Raw genomic sequence first — 25,717 nt, 5'->3', positions numbered from 1 at the left:
CTGAATAGCCGGCTTAAGTTTTGAAACGACATACTTAAAAATGTTGAGCGACAGATACCAGAAAACGGCAAAGATCGTAGCTGCAGCCAAGTACAATATTTATGATGTGAGAAATAGATCAGATCGTAATTTTCAAAACTTTGACCGTTACTTTACACTGTTCAGTCCGGAGATATCCTTTAATTATAGAAATCTACAGTTTGGCGAATTTGAAAATGTACTTGATTTGAAGTATAACCGAAGCTTCGATTTCCCTACTACAGATCAATTATTCCCCGTCGTCGATACTACCCAAATATATTCACTTTATTTGGGTAATCCAGAACTTAAACCTTCACGAAAAAATGAGATTCTACTGGATTTTAAACAGAAGAGACTCAATAAAAACCCGTTCTCTTATGGATTATCTACTGGCATGAATATGACCAAAAACTACATTTCATATAGTATGCTGTTTGATTCAAGCGGACGCACTATTATCAGACCGACAAATGTAGATCGCAATAGATCAATTATATTTAGGGGTAATTTGGCAAGGGCAATAAAATTTAAGAAGGATCAACTCCAGTTCAAAATGGAAGGGTACTGGAGTGCCTCAGAGGTTCCTTTTTATATATTATATATCGCAGGGCAGCAGAGCTTTGAAAAAAGTTTAAATTCTTCGATGGGAATAGAATTTAATACTCTATTTAGTCATTTGGATATCTTTTATCTAGGGCTGAATTATACTTACAAGAACCTCTCCAGCAGACAGAATAATGATTCAGAAAAGATAAAAAGTGAATGGCATAAGATCGAGGGTAATACTCTTATAAATGTAAGCAGGCAGCTCTCCTTTATTTCCAACTTCGCTTATTACGATAATAAGTTTTATGGTGATAATCAACATTATTCAATTTTCAATATTAAAGTAAGTTATAGAATGCTAAAAAAGAACAATCTTGAGGCTTCCCTTTCTGGTAATGATATTCTCAACCAAAATAGACTTTTTACTGTTAAGAACATCGCAAATACTTTATCACAGCAGCGCACAAATGCTATGGGAAGATTTTTCATGCTATCATTAGCTTACTATCCACGTATGTTTGGAAAAAATAGTAATAAGTAGAAGATAAGTAAACTCTCTCATTTTCACACTAAAATATTATTTCAGTTTTGGTAATATTAACCATAAGCCAGGCGATCCCTGCTAAAACGTACTGGATTTATACTAAAAAAATGGAACAAGACTACGAGGTCAAAGAATATCCTAAGGAGGCGATTCCCGTAAATTACGATGGTACAAAGATGTCGCTATTGGCGTTAGTAATTACCCGATTGACTTACACCTGCCGCAAGCGAAAGAAAAGGCAGGTGTAGATCATTGTTGAACACCCCACCACCCGATAGATTAAACTGCGCGCTACTAAAGCCATTGGATCCCGAAATACTAATTGCTCCATTTGGCATCTCGTTGCCGGATATCAGAATTGACTCTTCCTGCCCGGTAACGCCGCTCTGCCGCCAATAGCCGATTCCACCATACATGCCTCCGATCAATGAATCTAGGTAAATCTTGTTGTTCGTGACCTGTACATTTTTAAGATACTGGTACGAGGAAGGTTCAATATAGATATACAGTAAAATCCCCGAAGTATGGAATTCATTGTTGAGGATAGCCAAGTTCTGCCCGTTCCGAGCTTTAATAGCACCACCGCTTCCATTCGCCGGCCAGCCTTTGATCACATTGTTCTGTATCGTCAGACCGTTAAAACTATGCGCATAAATACCATGATCGGTATTGGCATCTTCATTATTGAAAGATACATTGCGTAAAATGGTATTGCCACTGATCAGGCTATTGCTTTGAGAATTATCATTGATCGCCGTGATAAAGTAGCCCGTTGTGCCGGCATTGCCAAAGGTATTGTCAATAACCTTTGAATTTGTACTGCCCGACCCGTTCCACACCCCTCTTCCACTGTTTCCCTGCCTCCTGGAGAATACACAGTTTGAAACGGTCGCTTTATCCGTGCCGATCAGGCGAATGTAAGCATCATGCAGATCATTCGATTTGTTGCTACCTGCTTTTTTAATACCATAGTCAAAAATACACCATTTAAAAGTAACGTCAGACGCATTATTGATGTAGAAGGTCAGATTCCAAAATGTAATACCTGAGAATGTACAGCCAGCAACATTGGCCGCACTGTAGGTCTGCCGAAGCAGCTGACTGTCCGATGCCCGGGCATCGAATATGGGGTTTGTATTTCCGCTTTTCATAAGCGTAATACCGGGCTTCATCAACAGGGCACCATCAATAAGATAAGTACCGGCTTCCACCCACACGGTATCGCCGGCACTTGCCTGTTCGATTACAGCATTGATTTCTGCCAGTGTCATCCCGGCAGAAATCAGGCCAGAGCCGGACATACTGCCGTTTGCTACAGAACTACCGTATAAGGAGACATTGGTCACTGTTGTGGAATCGAGTCCGTCCAATGGGCTGGAACAAGAATTTAGCAGCAGACCGAGTACCGCAAAACTGAAAATGATCTTTTTCATCTGTTATAATTTGGTTGTGAATATCCTTTTTTTCCTTTTATGGATAGTGTTATATAGACTTATGACTGGCCAACAAGTGTTACCTTGAAAACATAAACAGGTATCTCTCCGCCTGTCGCCGAAGGAACAGGAAGATGTAATGCTGTAGCGTCCTGTTTCCATTTGATTTTCTGCTTGCTTCCCAATAGCGTAATTTTCGCTATTCGCGCCTGACCTGCCGCCAGACTTTTTACCGCTGCAAAGTCGGTTTTTGGACTTCGTACAAACACATAAACAAAGCCATCCTTTGTCGTAAAACGGATGTCGGACACAATTTCTTTTGAGGTTGCATCATTTTCGGCATCTTTGATCGTTTGTTGCCCCGCAATCTCGGTTTCCTCCTCATGTAATTGCTTTCCTTCGCTTTGTATTTTCCATTCGCCTGCCCCGTATATTGCCTCTGCATTAAGGTTCATCCAATCTCCGATACTCCGTAATCGGGCCATACTTTCCACAGGAAAGGTACCATCCCCTTTCGGGCCGATATTCAGCAGCAGATTTCCACCTTTACTAACAACTTCCACAAGATTTCTAACCAATATTTCGGGACTTTTCCAGACTGTATCATGCTTATTAAAACCCCAATTGCGACTCATTGTGATGCAGGCCTCCCATTTGCCCTTTGCTTTATTCATTAGGGATTGCTCAACGACTTCGTAGTCGCCCAGCTGATTGCCGATACGACTATTGATGATGCAATTGGGCTGTAAATCATGAATGAACTGTTGGATTTCTGTGCTTTGTTCTTTAGTAAAGAGTTCGGGCGTATCGAACCATATTATACCAACGGGGCCATACTGTGTCAATAATTCGTGTAATTGTGGTTTTACTTTTCGCTCGATATATTTTGATAAATCTTTGGCGTCTTCATTCGGATAATCCCAGAAGTTGCTTCGCCCGGCCTTACTAGGCCAATTTGTAGGGACATCCGGATCTGCCCAGTCCCGCCCCAAAGAATAGTAAAAGCAAAGTTTTAAATCATAACGTTTGCAGGCATCAGCCAGGTCCCGCATTGGGTCCCGCTGCCAGGGAGTCTGTTGGACAATATTATAATCGCTACTGGGGGAATTAAACATGGCAAACCCATCGTGATGTTTTGCTGTAACGACAATGTATTTCATGCCGGCCCCCTTGGCGGCCTTTGCCCAGGTATCGGCATCAAAAGCAGTAGGGTTAAAATCCTTGGCGATCTGCGCATACTGTTGCAGTGGGATCCTTTCATATAACATAAAATGTTCGCCGCCCCGTGTTGGCCTGCCATTCCAGTCACCGGCAGTCTGAGAATATAGGCCCCAGTGAATAAACAGTCCAAATCTGGATGCTGACCACCAGGCCATCTTATCGGAGCTGCCCATAGGCTGTTGCTGGGCGAACGACCATAGCGAACAGCCCAACAAAAAGCACGACAATAGTATCGTTTTAATCTTCATACTAGGCCCCATTTAGTTTTCTGTAACGTAGCAACGCTTCTAAAAAGTAGTAATCTGCATAGATAAGCGGAACATCAATTTCACTTTTATGTGGCATGCTTCCTGTCGAGTGCTTAAGGATGAAGCCGCCATTGGTCCCCTTTTCAGCCAGGTATTCGCTGGAGGAGAGCGATTTCAACGTGCTTTCGGCAAAGTCATAATAGCGTTTGGCATTTGTTCCGGTCGTATAGGTAGACAATTCCAGCAAGGCTGCGCTGACCAGTGCCGCTGCCGACGCATCCCGTGGTATATCGTTCAACTTTCGGCTTGCATAATCCACATCCGGTCGGTATCCTTCCTGGCCAGCATTAAAATCCCAATAGGGAACATTATCCTTTGGCAGATTGGGATGATTCATATAAAAATATGCCGCTTTCCTGGCTGCATCCAGATATTTACTGTCCTTGGTTTCGCGGTAGAGCAGCGTATAGCCATAGATTGCCCAGCCCTGCCCTCTAGACCAGGTTGAATTGTCGGCATAGCCCTGATTGGTCTGCTGATGCAGGACTGCTCCCGTATTGGGATCATAGTCCACCACATGGTAAGTGCTGTAATCGGGTCTGAAATGATTCTTCAGGGTATGGTCGGCATGACTGATGGCGGCATTTTTGAATTTGGGGTCTCCAGTTAATGTTGATGCAAAAAACAACAGCTCCAGATTCATCAGATTATCGATGATCACCGGATATTTCCATACCGTTTTTCCGTCCCAGGAAGCTTTTTCATTCCAGGATTTGATCAGTCCAACTTTCGGATCAAAGCGCTTCAGGGCAGACTCTGCTGAATGTATGAGGAGCTGTTGGTATTTTTTGATCTTTGTAGAATCGTCCTCCAGCCGTAAAGCGTTGCCATACGAACAGTACATCACAAAACCAATGTCATGATGTTGAGTCAGATCCTTCGCCTTTTCCAGTTTTTCGGTCCATGCTGTGGCCTGAGCTTTGACCTGGGGGTCTTTTGTATACTCGTATATATACCAAAGCCCGCCCGGGAAAAAGCCGCCTGTCCAATCCCATTCATCGGTTCCCACCACATGACCTGTTGTATCCAACGTCCGAGGAAAGTTGCTGTTATCAAGGAGCAGGTCATATTGCGCTCTGGCTCGCGTAAAGTCGGCAGCCACAAAATCGGAACTGTTCTGCTTGGTGCGCTGCTGCGCACAGGAAAAGAGGGTTGTCAAAAGAAATAAGAATATCATTTTAAGTCCAAAAGGATAATGTGTCTGCTTCATAAGATTTTATTTACTGCGCTGTTGATTCTTGTATATTATATTTTTGGGGCAATGTCGGATTATTTTTTCCGCATGCGTCGGTTTCATTCCGTCACTTCCAGTTCGACTGTTTTTACTACAGGGTATTCTCCGTACACATTGCTATTACTGCCAACGAAAGTAATTTCATAAGTCCCGGGAGCTGTGAAAGTGTAAGCATAGGTATCCATCCGGGTGCTCATATTTTTGAGCGCCACCCCTTTGTCCGGTGTCACACTGGTTAGGTCCAGCGGTTTTGAGATAGCCCACACCTGATTGGAGCCTATTGTTGCTCCGCCGCCTTGAAAGCGTAGCCCCGCACTGCTTAATAACCAGGAGACAGGAGAATTTTCCAGACCGATTGAGGTCCAGGCTGCACCTTGCAGATCCGCTATCGGCAAGGTGATGCCTTCTGTTGTTTCGGTATTTAGGCTGAACTGATTGATCCACCAGCGGGGCTGTGTCGATCCGGTAGTCCCAGTGTATTTAAAAGCAAAATAAACCATGGTATTCGCATTCAGATTAAAACCCGACGCACTTAATTTCGACAGATCAACTTGTCCCGAGGATATGTAGGTAGCGTCATTGGCCTGGATGCCAGATAACGTAAATGCGGCTGTAATATCCACCCAGTCGCTCTCCTTGATCGCATCAGGCTGATAAACTCCTGCAAATTGCTGCGATACCAGTAGGCGGAGAGAATTCGGCTGTTGCGCATCCGTACCATAACGGCGGTTGCTCGAAAACTCCAGTGTCACAGCCTGTGGAATAGCTTTTGTACGCTCCCGGTAAACGTACTTATGGCCTTCTTCACCCGAGAAGAACGTCAGCTGGTCGGGATTGCCACTGATATGGAACAACACTTGCTCACCAACTTTATAGCTATTTTTATCCGTATGGACTTCTAAGTTCAAAGGGATGGCCTCTTTTTTCTCGCATGATTGTAGGATCGGCAGTACGAGAAGCGATGCTATATAAATATATCTTTTCATAATTTTCACATTATTATCTGGTGTTACCATGCGGGATTTTGCGTCATCAGGTTATTCAGCGATAGCTCGTTGATCGGAATAGGGAAATACGTATCCCGATCACTGACATTATTGAAAGCCAATGCCATGTACCGATAATCGGCCGGTGCCAACTGGTTATACTGTTGGGCAACGAGTTTCATTTCGGCAATGAAAGTACCATAACGTACGAGATCAAATTTCCGCAACCCTTCGTAGCATAATTCCCGAAAGCGTTCCTCCCGTATAGCTATTCGCATTTCGCTTTCATTGGTTAGCTCATCATTCCGGTTTGAAGCATGTGCACGGCCACGTACTTCCTGAAGTGCATTTTTGGCACGGGCCGTGGGGCCATTCACTTCATTTTCGGCTTCAGCAAACATCAACAGGACATCAGCATAACGTAATAGCGGGAAATTAATTGGCGTATAATTCCTGTTTTTAGGCTTTAAGGTCTCGTAATCTCTTCTAAATTTGGCGACATGCCGACGCTCAATTTCCGCTGCCGTATAGAATATGGAGTCTGTGATCAAGTTGTTGGCATGGTTGTACCGATAACTGGCGATATTCCAGTCCCGGCGTTTATCTGTGGGTTCGTAAGATTCAAAGAGCTTGCGCGTGGCAGCCAACAGACCATAACTAAAGCCCTTGCCCTCATCGCTGGTCTGTATGCCACTTTGATTGCCAATGCGCCCAGCTTCAAAATCACCGCTGCGATTGCCATAGAATTCTACCTCCCAGATGGATTCGCTGATATTATACCGGTCTGCCGCCATATCTGTAAAGATCTTTTTGTAATCTGCGACAAGGCTATGTTTATAATCTTCCCCTTGTGGAAAGACCAGTTTGCTTGACCATTCCAATGCTTTTTGATACTTGGATGCGTCATTGAGCGGAGCTCCGGCCATTTTTAGGTATACCCGGGCCAAGATGCCCCGGACGGCAGATTTTGAAACGCGGCCAGCATGACCATACGCCTGAATGTCCTTGACCATGGAATCCGCTGCTTCCATCTCCTGCACAATAAAGTTATAAACTTCCGTCTGCGGCGTACGTGCGATATTGACATTACTGACCGAACTTGTAGGCGCTGTTTTCAAAGGAACATCCCCCCAGTTGCTGACCAAAATAAAATAGTAATAGGCCCGCAAAAACCTGACTTCACCTATCACAGCCTGTTTATCAGAGGCAGCCATCTGTACGGACTCAATTTTGCTCAGAAAAAAATTGGCCCGCTCAATACCCTCATACAGAAATCGCCAGATATCATTGATTTTTGGATTAGAAGCATCGTAACTATAGATTTCTGGTCCAGCGAGATAAGACGAGCGAAAATAGGCCCCCTCATCACCCAGGGTCAGATAGCTCGAATAGGTGGATCCGTAAAAGTCTTCCCTGCCGAGAATATCGTATACGCCAACAAGTCCGGTCATCACCTCTTTTTCATTCTGATAATAATTTTCCTTGACCACATCAAAGGGCTGCTTATCCAAAAATTTAGAACATCCTGAAAAAATTGAAGTCGATGCCACTAAACATAAAAAGCTTAAATGCTTATATTTTTTTGTTAATGCTAGTTTCATAAGATTACAGATTAAGGTTGATACCAAATACAAAGGTTTTGGGTCTTGGGTAAGATGAATAGTCAAAGCCGGGCGTCAACGCCGAGTAGTACACAGCAACCTCGGGATCATATCCGGAGTAATTGGTAAGTGTCCATATATTCTGTACGGAGGCATAGATACGCAGGCTTTTGATTTTCCACTTGTCCAACAGCCCCTTATCAAAAGTATAACCTATAGATCCTGTTTTCAGACGCAGGTATGAGCCGTCTTCGATAATGCGGGTCGAATAGACATTAGGCCCTTGGCCACCCACACGGGGCATGGTAGAGGAGGTGTTTTCCGGTGTCCAGCGGTCCGCATAGCTCGCAAATTGATTGAGATGTGCTTTACTGCCATTTTCAAACAACAGCCTATTGGCATTGACAATATCGTTTCCATAAGACCATTGAAAAAATAAGTGGAGATCAAAATTCTTGTATTTAAAGGTATTCGCAAATCCCCCCTGGTGAATGGGATATCCACGTCCGATCACTGTTCTGTCAAGATTATCCACTACCAGATCCCCATTGAGATCCTTATACTTCACGTCGCCGGGGCGAATCGAGCTACGTGTATTGCCATTGGTCGCCACCGTCTGTTTTAAGAGGTAACTGCCGTTGGGCTGTTGGTCAAAGTCTTCATATTGATAGACACCATCCCAGAGGTATCCATACATCTGTCCGAGTGGCTGATTGATTTTGGCAATATATAATGGAGTAGTTCTGTAATCCTGATCCCAGACCAGTGCCGTGGTCAGGCTTTCCTGATTTTCGGTAAGTTCAACCACTTTATTTCGGTTAAAGGAAATGTTGAAGGAACTATTCCAGCTAAAATTGGCTTTTTGGATGATATCTCCCGATAAGGTTAATTCAATCCCCTTGTTGCTCGTTTCACCTATATTTTTAAAGGCATTGCTATAGCCCGTGGTGGAGGGTAATGCTGCATAGAGCAGGAGATCATAGGTGCGCTTGTGGTAATAATCCGCCGTCAGCATCAACCTGTTTTTAAAAAGCCCCAGATCGATGCCGGCATTGCGCTGTGCCGTACTTTCCCAGCGCAGATCCGGTGTTCCGATACCAAGGTACATCCCTTGTAAAAGCTCATTTCCCCAGGAATAGTAACCGTTGGTGCTGACACTGGTATTTTCAAAGTACACAGGCGAAAAAGAAGCATATTCACCCACCCTGTTATTTCCTGTAATTCCATAACCCAGTCTCAGTTTGGCATCCGAGAAAAGTTGCTGATTTTTCATAAAGGGTTCATTGATCAGTCGCCAGGCGAATGCAGCAGAGGGAAAGTACCCATATCTGTTATTGCTAACAAACTTGGATGAGCCATCTGCCCGAAACGATGCGGTCAGGAGGTAGCGGCTTTTGTAATTATAGTTTACACGGCCCAGATACGAGAGCATGGACCATTCCGATTGCAGAGAGGTGACAGGTTGGGGCACCCCTTCACTCAGGCCTGCCAGCCCCTTGATCTCGTTGGGCAGATGAATGGTGGAAAAGCCATACCTATGGTACTTGTTGCCCTGAAAAGTGATCCCAACAACCGCATTCAGGGTATGGTCTTTAAATTTTTTGTTGTAGGTCAACAGGTTTTCGTTGAGCCAAGTGTTGCTCTGCGTGTATAGAATCGAACCGTTTACGCCATTTGTGCTTCCGGCAAAACCATATCGGGTGCGTGAATTGTTGTATGTGTCCAACCGTGTATCAGAATTGTTAATACCGCCATTAATCCGCAGTTTTAGTGTCGGCGAGAACGCATATTCTGCATAACCGTTCACGATAAGCCGGTTATTGTAGTTTTTGCGGAGCTCATTCTGAGCAGAAAGTATGGGGTTGAACCGATAGTCGTTGGTGGGATTGGCGAGATCGTCTGTTGGATCATTCAAAAGGTCTTCATCGGCAAAAGCAATGGGCCGGTAGCCCCATACGCTGTACATCAGGTAGTTCATGGCGGAGAATGCCGATTCAGGAGCCGCGGGATTGCTACCATCAGTAAGTGTGCCGGTATACATGGCATTGATACCGACTTTTAGTTTCTGAAAACTCTGATCGAGCGTGATCTTGCCTTGTTTACGGTCAAATCCCGAATTAATGATAATACCTTGCTGACCAAAGATATTACCTGAAACGGAATATTTTGTGTTGCTGTTCCCGCCCATCACCGAGAGGCTGTGGTTGTGCATCACCCCATCCCTAAAAATATGCTCCTGCCAGTCGTTGCTCGGTACAGACCTATAGTCTTCTAATGTCTTGCCATCGTTAAAATAAGTGAGCTGCGCGCCTACAGGATCGCGTTCCGCCTGCAAACGGACAAATTCATAGCCATTCATCAGATCCATGGTATTGATGATCTGCTGCGATCCTATATAGCCATTATAACTGATCTGAGGAGCTCCTGCTTCGCCCTTTTTTGTCGTGATCAAAATAACACCATTGGCACCACGTGCACCGTATATCGCAGTGGCAGATGCATCTTTCAGCACTTCGATCGAAGCGATTTCATCCGGATTAAGGACATTGCTGTTCGCATTTTCTATTGGAAAACCATCGATGACATACAGGGGTGAATTATCTTGTGTCAGGGAATTGGCCCCGCGGATCACAATGTTCATCTCACTGCCCGGTTTACCACTTTCTGAGGTGACCTGTACGCCGGCTACACGACCGGCCAATGCTTCCAATGCAGAACCAACGGGAGCCTTCTTGATATCCTGCATATTGACTGACCCCACAGAACCTGTAAGGTCTTTTCGTTGCACTTCACCGTACCCGATTACCACAACTTCATCTAAGGATTTATTGGTCTGTATGAGTTTTATATTCAGCACTTTAACTTCTTTTACAGCAACTTCTTGTTCATCATAACCGATAAATCTAAAGATAAGTACAGCTGAAGTGTCCGAGACCTGAAAAGAGAAGCGGCCATTAAGGTCCGTGGTTCCTTTTGTACCGGAGCCCTTTTGCAAAATACTTACACCGGGCAATGGCTTTCCGGTAACTATATCGGTTACTATTCCGCTGATCTGCTGCTTTTGTGCATAGAGCTGCGGAACTTGGAACAGGCAGGTCGCTCCCAATACGATTGTTTTTAGATGCGGTATCATATTTTACATTTAATAAATTGATTACACTTTATGATTGGTTTTCGGGCAATCCGACATGAGGTAGTATTTGCCCATAGCTTTTTTCTGTCGTAGAAAGAAGCTTGACAAATATTTGGATCTTTATGGAAAATAAGGGGGTAAAAAATCGGAAATATAGGGGTAAAATCTCTTAGCGTAAGCTATTTTCCCTATATTGAGTGGGATTTACACCAAATTTCTTTTTAAATTCTTTACTGAAATACTTTCGATCGTTGAATCCTACGGAATAGGCAACAGATGCGACCTGATCAGACTGTATCAGGAGATTGGCAGCGACACTCAGACGGATATCTTTAATCAATTCGGCAACACTGAGGCCTGTCAGGCTTTTGACCTTCTTCAACAGCGCACTTTGGCTCTGGCCCATATTTTCCGCTAAAGTCGCAACTGAAAACTCAGCTTCGGCGATATGTGCTTCGACCATCGTTCTTAACTTATCCAAATAAGCCGCAGCAGCATTGCTAATGTTTTCATCACGTTTCGATAACAGCAAATAGCGTCGGTTACGTTCTTTAACCAGTTCTAATGCTGATATGGTGTTGAAAATCTGAAGATCTAAAACCTGTAAGTTGAATGGTTTAGTTACATAATTGATGATGCCACTTTGATAACCAATGATACTATCCTGCTCCTCTCCTTTGGCTGTCAGCATAATTACGGGGATGTGGGCTATATCCGGATCGGCTTTGATGGATTTCACCAGCGTGTAGCCATCCATCTGGGGCATCGCGATATCTGTTATAATCATATCGGGCATGCTATCGGCAATTGCCGCAAGCGCCTCCTTTCCATTGGCAGCAGCACTTACGTTGTAGCATGTCTGCAGATGGTTGAGCAGAAAAGAACGGAGTTCGTCATTATCTTCCACGATCAGCAGCTGATAATCCCGGGTCGAGTCCGGAATGCAGGCCGCGGTACTTTCAGCCGTACTTGTCTCCGAAATAATTTCCGTCGGTATCCCTTGCTGTTGCCGGATACATGCCGGCAACAATATGGTGAATACGGTGCCCTCCTGTTGGCCCAGCTGCAGTGGATTGTCAAGATAGAGATTTCCTTGATGAAGTTCTACGAGCTCTTTGGCGAAAGACAATCCGATTCCCCAGCCTTCCTTCCCTTTTCCCGTATCAGCTTGGTAAAAGGTATCGAATATGCGCTCCCGGTCTTCCATTTTGATACCTTGACCATTATCCATCACATGGATAAACAGATTTTCGTTCCGCTGACGGATGACAAGTTGAACCTTGGGAGCATGCTCGCTCCTAAATTTAAAGGCATTGGAAAGCAGGTTGAGCAATACTTTTTCCAGCTGTTGGGGATCAGCCATAAAAGAACCTTCAAATTGGTTATCCAAGACATAGCCTATACCCGATTCTTCGGCTATAACAACAAAGGATTGATGTATATTCTCAAAATAACTTGTTGCGTCTATAACAACTTTATTCAAAGTCAATTTTTGGGCATCCATTTTATTGAAAGACAATAGTTCTTGCGTCAAATGTAGCAGCCGCTTAATATTACGTCTCACCTGTTGTAACTGCACATCCACTTGACTATCGAGCCTTTTATCCAGCAATATTTTCTCTATCGGGGCATGGATTAAGGTCAGCGGCGTGCGGATTTCATGGCTGATCTTGGTGAAGAAATCAAGCTTTGACTGCATCAGTGCTGCTTGATCCTGATGCAGTTTTTCTTCATAATATAACTTTGTTTTAAGCTGCTTTTTGTCCAGGTTATAGCGGTAGAAAAAATAGACAATGCCCATCAGTAGCACTGTATACCCAGTATAGGCCCAGATAGATTTATAAAAAGGCGGAGCAATGTTGAATACCACAGATTTGCTCACGTTACTCCATAGTCCGTCATTATTTGCCGTCTTTAACCGAAGCGTATATCGTCCGGGGCTCAGATTGGTATAAGTTATGGAAGGCTGATCGGTCAGATTCCATTCTTTTTCGAGTTCTTCAATTTTATAGGCATAGCTGTTTTTCTGTGGATTGATAAGGTTGTCTGAACTAAAGTCGATCGTAAACGTATTTTGGTCATGTTTCAGTGCAATTTCCTCCGCCCGGTCCGGATTTAGATAGCCCAACACTTTGTCGACTCTCGTCCTGCTCAGACCATTGATAGAGAAGCCCGAGATCAACAATTTGGGTACCCCCGCATTTGACTGGTGATGAGACACATCGAGACTGATTAAGCCTTTGTGCGAACCGACGAGCAGCTGCCCATCCCGACAAAAAATGGCATTTGGTAAGAATTCATTTGTTGGGAAACCATCCTGAATATCCATATAGCGTTTTGCTCCAGTCAGCTTATTGTAAAACACGAGTCCATTATTTGTGGAGATAATAATTTCGTTGGCCTTGTTTTCGGCAATCCCCAACACATGGTAATAGCTACGCGTTGGAAATAACTCCACCCTGTTTACCACTCCTGTTTTCGGATTATAGTTATAAAGCCCTTTTTCTTGCGTCCCAATCCATATCTGTGAAGTCCTATCTTCAAAAAGCGTATTGATATAATGATCTTTCATAAGTTCCTCAGAACGATAGATTCCTTGTTGTTCAGCACTATTGCAGAGTTGACCAAGCCCCTGGGCCGTTCCAATAAATAGACTACCGTTTCGGCTGGCTAAAATATGCTTGATATAATTGTTGGCGGTATTTTTTGTAAAAGTGCTGGTAGGTTGAATAGCAGTCGTAAATTGACTATTGATCATCTGTAAGCCTTTGTTACCGGTCCCGATCCAAATATTCCCGAGGCGATCCCGGTTAATGCTGCTGATGTAATTCTGGAGCAGCGTAATGCCATTTTCACCGGTAATATTGTAATAGCGAATATCTGTGGTATTTTGACGGCTGATGCGAGCTAGCCCTGCGCCGAACGTACCCACGTAAATATATTTATCATCTGTGAGCAGGCATTTGACCGTATTGGACCGAAGCTCTATTTTCCGATAGACATCGCTACCCTTTTTGCGAACGTTCAGCCCGTCCCGTTCTGTTCCCACCCAAGTATTTTCATCATCGTCAACGGCAATGGCGCTGACCAGATTTCCGCTCAGATGTTTGAAATTGCCGTCTGCAAGATCTACCTTAAAGGGATATACCGACGGATGATGATAGTTTATTCCGCCAAAATTTGTCCCCATCCAAACAATACCCTGCCGATCAATATAAATCGTCTTGATGGAATTATCATTGATACTGAAGGGATTGTTGGCACTCGATTTTATCTGCTGTATCTGACTACCGTCGGGCTGTAGCAAATTGGCCCCTTCCATTGTCCCTACCCAGATATTTTTGGCTTTATCTATCGCTATCGCTCGCACATAATCACTTGATAGTCCCGTTTTACCTGTATAATGCGCAATCTGCTGAAATAAGATGTCCAATTCAAAAAGACCATGTCCATCCGTGGCAATCCAGATTTTATCTGTAGCCACTCGCTTAATATCCTTCACGGATATCGCTGAGCTATTTGTATGACTTAGTTTAATTGGTTCAATTGTTTTTTGATCCCGCCAAAGATATAATCCTCTATTGGTCCCGATCAAGATATTTCTTCCCAGCTGTAATAAGGAGTAGATTTCCAGTCCGGGGAGAATATTCACGTTTTCTATCTTGGGATGATCGGCATTTTTAATGCACATCAGACCATTATTTGTACCGAGTAAGACGCTAGATTCAATAAAATAAATTGCTAAAACCGCAAAATGGTTGCTATTTTTAGGTTTGACATGCTCAAAGCTAATTCGCTGAAAGCGGTCTTGTTTAGGCTGATAAATATTTAGGCCCTGCTGTGTTCCGATCCAAAGGGTCTTTTGGCGCGGATGTTCAACAATGGTGTAAATATAGTTGTTCGTGGAAATGGTGTTAACATCGCTATTATCCGAACGGTACTGTTTAATGCGGTTACCATCGTATCTATTGAGTCCGTCCCTGGTACCGATCCAGAGAAAGCCTGCATTGTCTCGGCATATACTCAATACGGTGCTATTCGAGAGCCCTTTATCATAAGTTAAACTACCGAAATGATACTGGGCTTGGGCATGTTGTGCAAATAAACAGCAGATTAGCGTTAAATAAATAATGCATTGGACATATCTTTTTGTCATTTAGATCCTTCAACTGGTAGTAGAGACAAGTATACGATTTTCTCTGCAATGAATGAAAAATTACCTGCCATTAGTTGGTCCACAAATAAAAGATGTATCGCGTATATTTTGGGGTTTGCGTACCGGTATCGATTGTTGATGAAGCGGCTAAAAATTTAGCCTTCTGAAGCAATGCAGGTAATATCCTCCGGGCTGATCCTCCGGTCTGTGTCGATGTAGTCTTCGCGATGGAAGATTTTTCAGCTTAACGATCAACCAATTCCTTTACAGATTCTCCATTTTGGTCGATAAATTTAGCCTCAATTTTAAACAACTGATACCATTTTCGGAACGTGCCTATAAAGACAAGCAGCATCAGGAGCATAGCCAAGATCGCTAAAAACGCTAATAGCAGCTGTCCTTTGGGCAAATAAATATCCGTGACCTGTAGATAGCCAGCCCAAAAGGTGATACCGGCCATAAATACGCCCGGAATTGCCGTAATTAAGGCATATTTCCCCCGATTCATCCGAATAAGCATCGTCGTACAGACAATAAGCCCACAGGCAGCTAACAGCTGGTTGCTGATTCCAAATAGCGGCCAAATACTGCTTACATTTCCCGTAAAAACAAGATAGCCCCATGAAAAAGTGAAAATAGCGCTACATAACCAGACGCCCGGTTTCCAATCCTTGTCTTTAAAAGCCGGAAAAACACCACCCAGCATTTCCTGCAAAAAGAATCGTCCGACCCGTGTACCGGCATCGATAGCTGTAAGGATAAACACGGCTTCAAACATTATGGCAAAATTATACCAATAAGCCATCACATTGTCCATAAAAGGCACCTTATCAAAAATATGGGCCATCCCCACGGCAAGGGAAACAGCTCCGCCTGTACGGCCATGGAGGTCTACTCCTATCCGATCTGAAAAATGCTGTAGATCCACGGCTTTTAATTCGGGATGCCGTGCCAGAAAATTTGCGTAGTCGCTGACTGGTGTGTTGATCGCAAAATAGTCGCCCGGTAACAGGGTGCATGCTGCGATCAAGGCCATTAAGGCCACAAATCCTTCCACCAACATCGCGCCGTAGCCTACAAAAAGTATCTCTTTTTCGGTGCCCAGCATCTTAGGTGTCGTGCCTGTGGCAATAATCGCATGGAAACCCGAAATTGCCCCACAGGCGATCACGATAAAAATAAATGGAAGCACAGGCCCGCCGATCACAGGGCCGCCGCCATGAATAAAATTGGTCAGCGCAGGCATTTGGATTATCGGATGCACAAAGACAATGCCCACGGCCAGCATCAGAATCGTGCCAATCTTGAGGTAGGTGGAAAGGTAATCCCTTGGAACAAGAAGCAGCCAGATGGGTAGCACCGAAGCCAAAAACCCGTAAATAGCAATCGCAATCGAAATGGTCTTGACATCCCAATCAAAAAGGTTGTAAATGACCGGGATCTCCATCAAACGATGGCCTGCAATGATTCCCACGATCAATAATATTCCCCCTAATATACTTGCCAAGGTAACGGATCTGGCTCTATAGCGCATCAATAGTCCCATAAATATGGCAATTGGCATGGTCAGAATAATAGTAAATAAGGACCAAGGTGCCTCATGCATGGCGCTGATACAGGCCAGTGACAGTCCGGCCAAGGTCAGAATCAGAATAAACAGAACGGCTATACCGGCTATACCGCCCACAACGGGACCGATCTCCTTGGACGCAATGGTAGCCAGGCTCTGCCCTTTGTGCCTTACCGAAGCAAATAGCACAACCATATCGTGCACCCCTCCGCCCAGGACACAACCAATCAAAATCCAGAGTGCACCGGGAAGATAGCCAAACTGGGCCGCAAGTACTGGCCCTACCAATGGCCCTGCAGCAGCTATGGCAGCAAAATGATGTCCAAACAACACCTTGCGGTCTGTCTTGACATAATCATGGCCATCAGCAAACTCGACTGCTGGCGTCGTGATGGCATCGTTGAGCCGGAGTACTTTCTGCGCCATAAAGACCCCGTAAAAACGGTAGGAGATTGCAAAAATTAAAATTGATGCAAAAACCAGTGTAAGGGCATTCATATGATCTAAATCCATCCGATATCCAGTATAATTCTATTTCAATATATTATTTTTTTTCCAATACTTGGCCCGACTCCAGCAGTTGTTTTTTTAACATGCCGTAATCCACGTGCTGCACAACCACATCATTATCAAGCGCTAATACCGCAGCAGCTCCTGCGCTCTGCCCCAATACCATAAATACGGGCTCCATACGGATAGAACCAAAGGCAATATGCGAACTGGAGAGGCAGACCGGAACGAGTAAATTGCTGCATTCATCGCTTCTTGGGATAATCGATCCATAGGAAATGGCGTAAGGTGCTGGCACATGGACACCAATATCGCCCTCATTCTGGACAAATCCTTCTTTGGTCACATAGCGTTGGGTATTGTGCGAATCCAAGGTATATGAGCCCATGCCAATCGGATCTTCTACTTTGCGCTTGCCCAAAATATTGTGTTCGGTCGTCACATAGTGTCCTAGCATCCGCCTGGCTTCTCGTATATATAATTGCCAAGGCCAATTGTCATTATCTTCAAATTCATCTTTTGCCAGCCCCCATTCGGCCATCTTTGTCCTGATTGCTGTTGGGACGGAAGGATCATTGGCCATAAAATAATATAGGCCCTGTTGATACCGGCGATGGGCTTCGATAATGGACTTGCGTTCGGCATAGCTTGCTTCGGGATAATTATAATTCATCCCAATAAAATCTGTGCTGAACGGACCATGGTTATTGGCATCGGTCTTATGGTTGGGCACCAGATCAAATTTTTGAAAGGCTTCGTCCCAGCCCGCGCGAAATAAACGCTGTAACAAGACATAATGCTGCGGATCGTACGCAATAGGTTTGGCAAAGGGCTTCCGATTGCGAGCATCATTGGTCAGGCACATGCGGAAGCAATAGGCTTGCAGCTTCTGATCTGCTGCGCCATATTGCCCAGGATCTTGTGCTGAAACGCCGTATACCAGGCCGCTGCTCGGATCTCCCTCGCGCTTGTAGGGGCTGATCTGAGCGATAAAGTGGTGCCTGTGCTGAAAGACTCCGGTCTGAACACCATTCCACTGCTCCTCATAGGTGTGGTTGGCCTCCCGCCCGATCGTGTAACTGACTTTGGCCAGCGCCATCAGATCACCTTCATAAGTGGCATCAATAAATATCTTCGCTTCATAGATCTTTCCGTCTACCGTTTTAATGGTCTTGATGGTTGTGCCTTCTTTAACGATAGCACTTTCCTGCCGATCTAAATATGCCCCACGAACAACATCAATCTGATGATCCCGCACCCAAGAATCAAAAATGTCCTCGGCTACATGGGGTTCAAAAATCCACATCGTCCGATGCGCACTATCCATCGCGACGGTGCCCTGTCCACGATTGCCAAAGGAGGCCCGGGATTGCCAATTCCAGCTCGATTCCCTGGAGTAATGGTTATATACATCCTGGTAGAATTTTTTGGCCAGACCACCAATAACTGCTTTATTGCCAGTATCGGTATAACCCAGTCCGCCTGAACTCAGACCCCCCAAATGCTGATCTGGTGATAAGAGTAGCACAGATTTGCCGGCCTGTTTTACTTGCAATGCAGCGGTGATGGCTGCCGGTGTACCGCCGTAAACGACCACGTCTACCTTCGTGGTCGAATGCTGGGCCTCAACCTGCAGAAAAGCCAAGACAAACATTAATTTTAACACTATTTTTATCTTTTGCATATGTACTTAATTTTGGTCTGAGACGGGAACCCACAAGATGGCATTTGCAGCCAATATGCCTTTTGCGTCCGAGGTAATCTCAACATAGGGCTTACTTCTTCCCTTTTCAAAAACATATTCGCCGAGCGCTACCCAAGTACTTGTGGTCTGTCCGAGGATATTGACTTCCTTAAAATTTATTGTTTTTTCGATCCTTGTCTTCCCTGTATGGATAATGAATGTCCCGCTCTCGGTGCTTTCGGCGGTTCTAGGAAAATAACTGTACAGCATATATTTTCCACCGGAAAAATCTTTACCGGGAGTAAAACGGGCCATGGCCCCGGGGTTGCTGTCGGCTTCCTGGTAACTCATGCCATAACCTTTTTTTGCGGATTTACGCCAATTTCCTTTCAACATAACCTGATCTTTATCGTCTACATGAATGATATAATCGGCCCTACGGCCATCTGCCTTTGGGTTGTCACGCAATATTTTTTGCACGCGTCTTATATCAACATCCTGAACGGCAGTTTTGTTGTCAATTGCCTCGCAGGCTGCCACAGCAGCGGACTGCCCCAGCACCATAAATACTGGCTCCATGCGAATGGAACCAAAGGCGATATGACTTGCCGACAAGCACACCGGGACCAAAAGATTATTGATCTCTTCTTTTTTGGGGACGATCGCTCTGTAGGAAATCGGGAAAGGAGAAAATCCGCCAACCTCAACGTTACCTTCATTTTTGACCATGCCATTGACGATCACTCGGTCACAATTGTGCGAATCCATGGTGTATGCGGCATAGCCTACCCCATCGGACACGACTTTTCGGCCCTGACAGTGGTCTTGGGTCATGACGACATCACCAATCATCCTTCTGGCTTCGCGGATATATAATTGCGGTGACCAATGTCCATTGTCAGGATATTCGTCTTTGGGGTAGCCCCATTTTTTGAATTCGCTTCGGATCGGCTCCGGCACCGAACGATCGTTTGCGACAAAATATAAAAGACCTTTGGTGTAATCTTCATGGGCCTGAATAATCTCTTTCCGTTCGAAAAAATCGGCTTCAGGGTAATGCCAGTTCATGCCAATCATATCTGTTGAAAATCCATTTCTATTATTGATATCAGTCTTTCCATTGGGCATAAGACTCCAGATAAATACGTCTTGGATACTCTTCCAGGGCTGTATCTCCTTTTGCCGCTTTAAGAGTTCATATTTGGTTGCGTCGTAATTGTGGGGTTTGGTGATTGCTATTCTGTTTTCAGGGACATTGGTCAATGTAATCCGATAATTATAGGCTTGAACCTTGGCGTCTCCCGTTCCATTTTCTTTTAAGGGCCCCGTATTGATCCCCCATAAAACACCGCTCCCGGGATCACCTTTTATCTTATAGGGATCTACACCGTCCGGAAACTGATGACCATCAAGCAATTGCACTCCGTTAATCGTTTCACCATAGGTACTATTCGACTCCCGCCCCACATGGTAGGACACGCCAGCTTTGGCCATAAGATCCCCCTCATAGCTACAGTCCATAAAGACGTTGGCCGTAACCGTTATATTTTTGCCTTCCCTGCTTTCACTCGGAAGCAAAGTTATGCTTTTGATGGAACGATGCGCAGTCTCTACACCTATCAAACGATGCCCCATCAGTGTTTGTGTGCCAGCATGTGCCAGATAGTCCTTAAAAATAGATTCAGCAACCTTCGGTTCAAAAATCCATTGTTCAAAACTGCCATAGTGCTTGCCCATTTTGCGGTAAAAATCAAGGGCGAGCCCTGTGACGACATATTTATTCCCGATATCCGTCTGCCCCAATCCACCAGAACTGAGCCCACCTACCCGTGTGCCCGGATCAATCAGTAACACTGATTTTCCGGCATGTGAGGCGGTGTAGGCGGCTATTACTCCGGCTGAAGTGGCACCATAGATACATAGATCTACCTTTCTGTCGGTCTGCCCTTTGACTACATGCCAAAACATAGTCAAAAGGCCAATGGTCATTAAAAGTGTTTTTCTCATCATCATTGGAATTTAATAGCCTGGATTTTGTTCCAGGTTTTTATTGGTTACAATTTCAATATTCGGGATCGGCCAAAGGTAATTCTTGTTGGGATCGAACTTGCGTAACTCGATAACCCGCATGTCTTTCTGATTAGCAACGTTTTTATAATTCACGTAACTATCTTCATCGATCGTCGGCGCATTGGCCAGCAAGCCTTTTGGAATGCGGCCATAGAATGTTGAATTCATGAATTTATCGGCCAGTTTCCAACGCCTCAAATCGACCAGACGAAAGCCCTCATTGGTCAATTCATAAAGTCTTTCTTTGCGTACGATCTCGCGCAGCTCAATTTGCGTTTTACCGCTGGATATTACTGGCATGTCAACGCTAGGACGCTGCCGAATACTGTTGATCGCATCATACACCGTTTGGTCGATCTTATTGCTTTCGATCATCGCCTCGGCATAAATCAACAAAACTTCAGCATATCGGCTCTGAATAATATTTAACTCCGATTCCATGGTAAAGTCCTTGTCTTTGATATCGACATATTTTTTCCAGCAATAACCAGAAAAGGTCGCATAGGCATTGATCGCGTCCTGATTTTGGATGCGTACTGCCGTAGAAGTATTGTAGCTGTAGTTCCAGCAGGTTATGCTATCTTTATGGGTCTCAAACTGAAAACCAAAAAACGTGCTGCCGGGAAGAGCAATGGTATAACCCAGACGCGGGTCCCGATTGGCAAATGGTTTTTTAGGATCAAATCTGGAAGATTTATCAATGGCAAATCCGTCGGTACAGAGATAACTATCAACAATGGATTGTGACGGAATTTTGTTGGAAGTTCCCTGTGCGTTGCGTGACAGAAATCCGCGCGTAGCACTGTGGGTCTTTGTTTTTTGTAATCGTAGATATTGAAAAGCAAAAATAATCTCCTTGGATGCCTCTCCATCATAGGTAAACAATTGGCCGAAGTCGGGGTGTAAGGCGTATACTTTCAGGTCCATGACTTCTTTGGCAGAACGCGCTGCTTCTTCCCACAGCCCATTATTGAGTGCTGCCCGAGCGCGTATGGCCAATGCTGCCCCTTTGGTCGCACGCCCAATATCGGTCGAGCCATAGCTAACCGGTAAAATAGCAGCAGCTTCATCAAGTTCTTTGAGGATAAAGCTCGCAATTTCAGCCTTAGATGTTTTCGGAACATTGGCATCAGCAAGGCTTAGACCGCTCGTGACCAAAGGCACTCCACCGAAATAATCAATCAAATATTGGTAGACATAGGCCCGAATAAACTGTGTCTCGGCTTTATAACGCTTTTGAAGATTGGCATCCATCTTTCCATCCAACTTCTGGATATTGTCGAGTATAAAATTACATTTGCCAATGACCTTATAGGAATTGGTCCAGATATTCCGGATGTAGCCATTGTTGCTGTCGTGATCTCCCCTTCCCACAGCTTGTAAATCAGAAGTATTACGATCCCACCCAATATCGGTGGCATCATCAAGGGTGAGGTTGATAGGCATATCGTCCATGGGATGAAATGCAAGGGCACTGTACAAACCATTGACAACCAATATCAGCTCATCCTGATTTTTGAAATAATTTTCGTCCGAAGGACCATCCAAGGGAGATCTGTCCAGGTATTTTTCGCATGCCCCCACCAGAAGGAGAACTGCAATCGACAGCATATATAATGCGAGTTTATTTAGAGTTTTCATACAAACCAAGTTTATAATGTAATATCCAATCCAAAAGAATACACCTTTACCTGCGGGTAAAAGTTACCATAGCCTACTGGTGCTTCGACGTCATAACCGTCCCAAAATTTATCTACGCTGAATAAGTTTGAACCATTAACAAATACCCGAAGTTTATTCAACCCGATGGACTTTAGTAGCTCAGCCTGAAAGGTATAGCCGAGCTGCAAATTTTTCAGGCGAAGATAGGCGGCATTTTTCATCCAAAATTGGGAAGACTGCTGGTTGTTATTCTGTCCGAAAGCCAATCGTGGATATTTCGCTGTAGTATTATCGGGTGTCCATCTATCTTTATTATCCTCACGAATCGTTCCACCGATTGCCCCGGTAGTCGTAAAGGGCTGAATACCGGCCCCATATAGGTAGCCATCGGCTTTGCCTACACCTTGTAAAAGAAAACTGAGGTCGAACCCCTTGAAACTAAAATTGGAGTTGAGCGAATAGGTATATCGTGGAATGGTACTACCAATGATAACCTTATCGGACTCATTAATAACTCCGTCGTCATTCTGATCACGGTATTTGAGATCACCTGGCGCTAGGGTACCAAACTGTGTGGCATGAGCTTTTACCTCCTCCACTGTTTGGAAATAGCCATCGGAAACATAGCCAAAGATCGAATTAATGGGATAGCCTTCCCGATTGACCGTTAGACCAGTCTGATTGATTCCGCGCATATCCAACACCTTGTTTTTGACATCAGAGAGGTTGAGTGTAAAATTATATTTAAAGTCTTTGGCCGGATCGCTCCGATAGCCCATGGAAAGCTCCCAACCTTTATTCTCGACGACGCCTGCATTTTGATAAGGCTTATTTAAACCAATAATGAGCGGGATATCCAGCTGTAATAATATATCACTGGTTTTTCTATTGTAAAAATCTGCCGTAATAGTCCATCGCTTAAATAAGGTAAGATCGATACCAATATTTTTCTCCTCGGTAGACTCCCATGTAATATCGGGATTAGACATATCATTTAGCGCTGCCGTATTGACGATGCCATTACCCAAAGTGTACGAACCTAGGTTTAAAGATGCCACGGCTGGATAGGTCCCGATATTCTGATTTCCCAACTTACCCCATGAAGCCCTGATTTTTCCCTCTGTAAGCCACCCCTTTGATGCGGTTAGGAACTGCTCCTCGGAAAAACGCCATCCGGCGGATGCCGACGGGAAAAAACCATAGCGATTACCTTTGGCAAACCTGGACGAACCATCGTAGCGTGCATTGAGTTCTAAAAGATAACGATCTTTGAAAATGTAATTGATCCTTGAAAATAAAGATTGTAATGCCCACTCGGAAGCACTTCCTGTCGCTGACTGATTTAGTGCCGACCCAGCATTGAGCACTTCATAGTCAGGGAGAACATAGGTGTCCCTAAAACCCTGAGTGTAATCAATCTTGTAGTCTTCGCGCGAACCACCAATCAATGCTTTAAACTGATGTGGACCAAAATCCCTGTTTAGCGTAAGGGTCGCTCGCATATTATTAAAAAGTTCCTGGCTATTGTACTGGGTAAGTGCTGTACGCACAGGGACCGAGAAGCTCGGCGTACCGTCTGGAAAATAGGACTGCACTGCTTTTCGGAAATTCTTATTTACCTGCGTCGCATATTTCGGTGCATAATTGACCTCGGCAGTCAACCATTCCTTGGGTCTGTAGATCAATGATGCGTTGATACTACCAAATGGACTTTTGTTGGTCGCAACACCGCCATCTGCAGCCGCCGAGACGGGATTATTACCATTCCAACCTAGTCCCCAGCTACCATTAGAATTCCTAAAGGATTGATTGGCGGGAATACTGCTCATCCACTGAAAAAGCTCTTCAATACTCGCTGCGGGTGAGGTGACAATCGGATTGACGTATTGAAAGTCAAATTTAACGGCGAGCTTATCTGAGAATTTAACATCCACGTTGTTGCGGATAGTATAGCGCTTAAACGAACTATTCAGTGTCAACCCCTTCTGGTCGAAATAACCGACCGAAGTCAGCATTTTTACTTTATTTGTGCCTGCATTTACTGTCACAAAATGGCTTTGCTGAAATCCATTCCCCTGCAACGATTCCTTTTGCCAATTGGTATTGGGATACTCGTCCGAACTACCATTGCCCTGACTTCGATAGGCGGCAATGATATCCTCTGGATATAATGGACTCGCACCAACATTGGTATACGCTTCATTAGTCAGCAGCATATGATCCAGGGCATTGACGATTTTGGGCATATTGGTCGCCGACTGCCAACCGAAATAATTATTGTAGGCAATAGCGACTTTATCAGAACTTCCTCTTTTCGTCGTGACCAAGATCACACCATTGGCAGCTCTCGAACCGTAGATCGATGCGGAGGCGGCATCTTTTAATATGGAAATATTCTCTATTAAATTGGGGTCGATATTATTGATAGAGCCTTCGATTCCATCTATCAGCACTAAAGGTGCTGCGTTGCCAAGTGTACCGATACCACGGATACGGATATCCGCACCGTCCGCTCCCGGCTTGCCAGAACGCTGTGTGACGGTTACTCCAGAGGCCATGCCTTGAAGGGCCGAAGAGGTTTGCCCTGCGGGCCTATTGTTCAGATCTTCTCCCGATACGGCGGAAACAGCGCCCGTCAAATTCACCTTTTTCTGAACACCATAGCCGACGACAACAACTTCGTCTATCATTCCGGTATTTGGTTTCAGACGGATAAGCACGGTGTTTTTGCTGGTAGCGGTTGCCACAAAATGCTTAACAGAATCGGTATCGTAGCCGAGATGGTGGGCATAGATCGTATAATTTTCGCCAGCAACAAGTGGAGTTAAAACAAACAATCCGTTGTTATCGGCCACAAAGTGGAGTTTTTTACTGCTCTTCTCGTGGACAAGATCAATAGTTGCGCCGGGCAATGTATTCCCTTCGTTGTCAACTATTTTACCATTTACTTTCAGGTTTGATTGCGCAAATCCTACAGAAAAGTATGGAAATAGCAATCCCACGAGCATTAATTTGATTAGAATATGCTTCATAATTGT

General features: G+C 44.6%; 13 protein-coding genes. 1 reads left to right on the top strand and 12 read right to left on the bottom strand.

Annotation, left to right across the window (positions count from 1 at the left end; genetic code table 11):
- Positions 1-40 precede the first annotated feature (40 nt).
- Complete coding sequence (locus BV902_RS12350; RefSeq protein WP_075992192.1) at positions 41-1,108, top strand: outer membrane beta-barrel protein; 1,068 nt, start codon at positions 41-43, stop codon at positions 1,106-1,108.
- Between the two features lie 194 nt (positions 1,109-1,302).
- Here BV902_RS12350 and BV902_RS12345 read toward each other — a convergent pair whose 3' ends face one another.
- The 12 genes from BV902_RS12345 to BV902_RS12290 form a co-directional block, all read right to left on the bottom strand.
- Positions 1,303-2,544 carry a glycosyl hydrolase family 28-related protein gene (locus tag BV902_RS12345; protein ID WP_075992191.1) on the bottom strand — a complete coding sequence of 414 codons (1,242 nt, stop codon included), beginning with the start codon at positions 2,542-2,544 and terminating at the stop codon, positions 1,303-1,305.
- 59 nt (positions 2,545-2,603) lie between these two features.
- Complete coding sequence (locus BV902_RS12340) at positions 2,604-4,013, bottom strand: alpha-L-fucosidase (RefSeq protein ID WP_172840672.1); 1,410 nt, start codon at positions 4,011-4,013, stop codon at positions 2,604-2,606.
- A gap of 1 nt (position 4,014) precedes the next feature.
- Positions 4,015-5,283 (bottom strand): glycoside hydrolase family 88 protein, encoded by a 1,269-nt coding sequence (locus tag BV902_RS12335; RefSeq protein ID WP_075992189.1) that lies wholly within the window; start codon positions 5,281-5,283, stop codon positions 4,015-4,017.
- Between the two features lie 83 nt (positions 5,284-5,366).
- On the bottom strand, positions 5,367-6,293 hold the full coding sequence (locus BV902_RS12330) for a DUF5017 domain-containing protein (protein WP_075994745.1): 927 nt from the start codon (positions 6,291-6,293) through the stop codon (positions 5,367-5,369).
- 23 nt (positions 6,294-6,316) lie between these two features.
- On the bottom strand, positions 6,317-7,894 hold the full coding sequence (locus tag BV902_RS12325) for a RagB/SusD family nutrient uptake outer membrane protein (RefSeq protein WP_075992188.1): 1,578 nt from the start codon (positions 7,892-7,894) through the stop codon (positions 6,317-6,319).
- A gap of 4 nt (positions 7,895-7,898) precedes the next feature.
- Complete coding sequence (locus BV902_RS12320; RefSeq protein WP_083663579.1) at positions 7,899-11,027, bottom strand: SusC/RagA family TonB-linked outer membrane protein; 3,129 nt, start codon at positions 11,025-11,027, stop codon at positions 7,899-7,901.
- Positions 11,028-11,196: 169 nt separating this feature from the next.
- On the bottom strand, positions 11,197-15,183 hold the full coding sequence (locus BV902_RS12315; protein WP_075992187.1) for a hybrid sensor histidine kinase/response regulator transcription factor: 3,987 nt from the start codon (positions 15,181-15,183) through the stop codon (positions 11,197-11,199).
- Between the two features lie 244 nt (positions 15,184-15,427).
- Positions 15,428-17,266, bottom strand: a complete 1,839-nt coding sequence (locus BV902_RS12310; RefSeq protein ID WP_172840671.1) for a carbon starvation CstA family protein — start codon at positions 17,264-17,266, stop codon at positions 15,428-15,430.
- Positions 17,267-17,297: 31 nt separating this feature from the next.
- Positions 17,298-18,947, bottom strand: a complete 1,650-nt coding sequence (locus BV902_RS12305; protein WP_075992186.1) for an FAD-dependent oxidoreductase — start codon at positions 18,945-18,947, stop codon at positions 17,298-17,300.
- Between the two features lie 6 nt (positions 18,948-18,953).
- Complete coding sequence (locus BV902_RS12300; protein WP_237242116.1) at positions 18,954-20,960, bottom strand: FAD-dependent oxidoreductase; 2,007 nt, start codon at positions 20,958-20,960, stop codon at positions 18,954-18,956.
- 6 nt (positions 20,961-20,966) lie between these two features.
- Positions 20,967-22,658: a RagB/SusD family nutrient uptake outer membrane protein gene (locus BV902_RS12295; protein WP_075992184.1), complete on the bottom strand. Its 1,692-nt coding sequence runs from the start codon at positions 22,656-22,658 to the stop codon at positions 20,967-20,969.
- Positions 22,659-22,669: 11 nt separating this feature from the next.
- Complete coding sequence (locus BV902_RS12290; RefSeq protein WP_075992183.1) at positions 22,670-25,711, bottom strand: SusC/RagA family TonB-linked outer membrane protein; 3,042 nt, start codon at positions 25,709-25,711, stop codon at positions 22,670-22,672.
- Positions 25,712-25,717: the final 6 nt, after the last annotated feature.

This window comes from Sphingobacterium sp. B29, assembly GCF_001952815.1.
In the GTDB taxonomy this organism is placed as follows: domain Bacteria; phylum Bacteroidota; class Bacteroidia; order Sphingobacteriales; family Sphingobacteriaceae; genus Sphingobacterium; species Sphingobacterium siyangense.
This window is presented reverse-complemented; position numbering and strand designations above follow the sequence as displayed.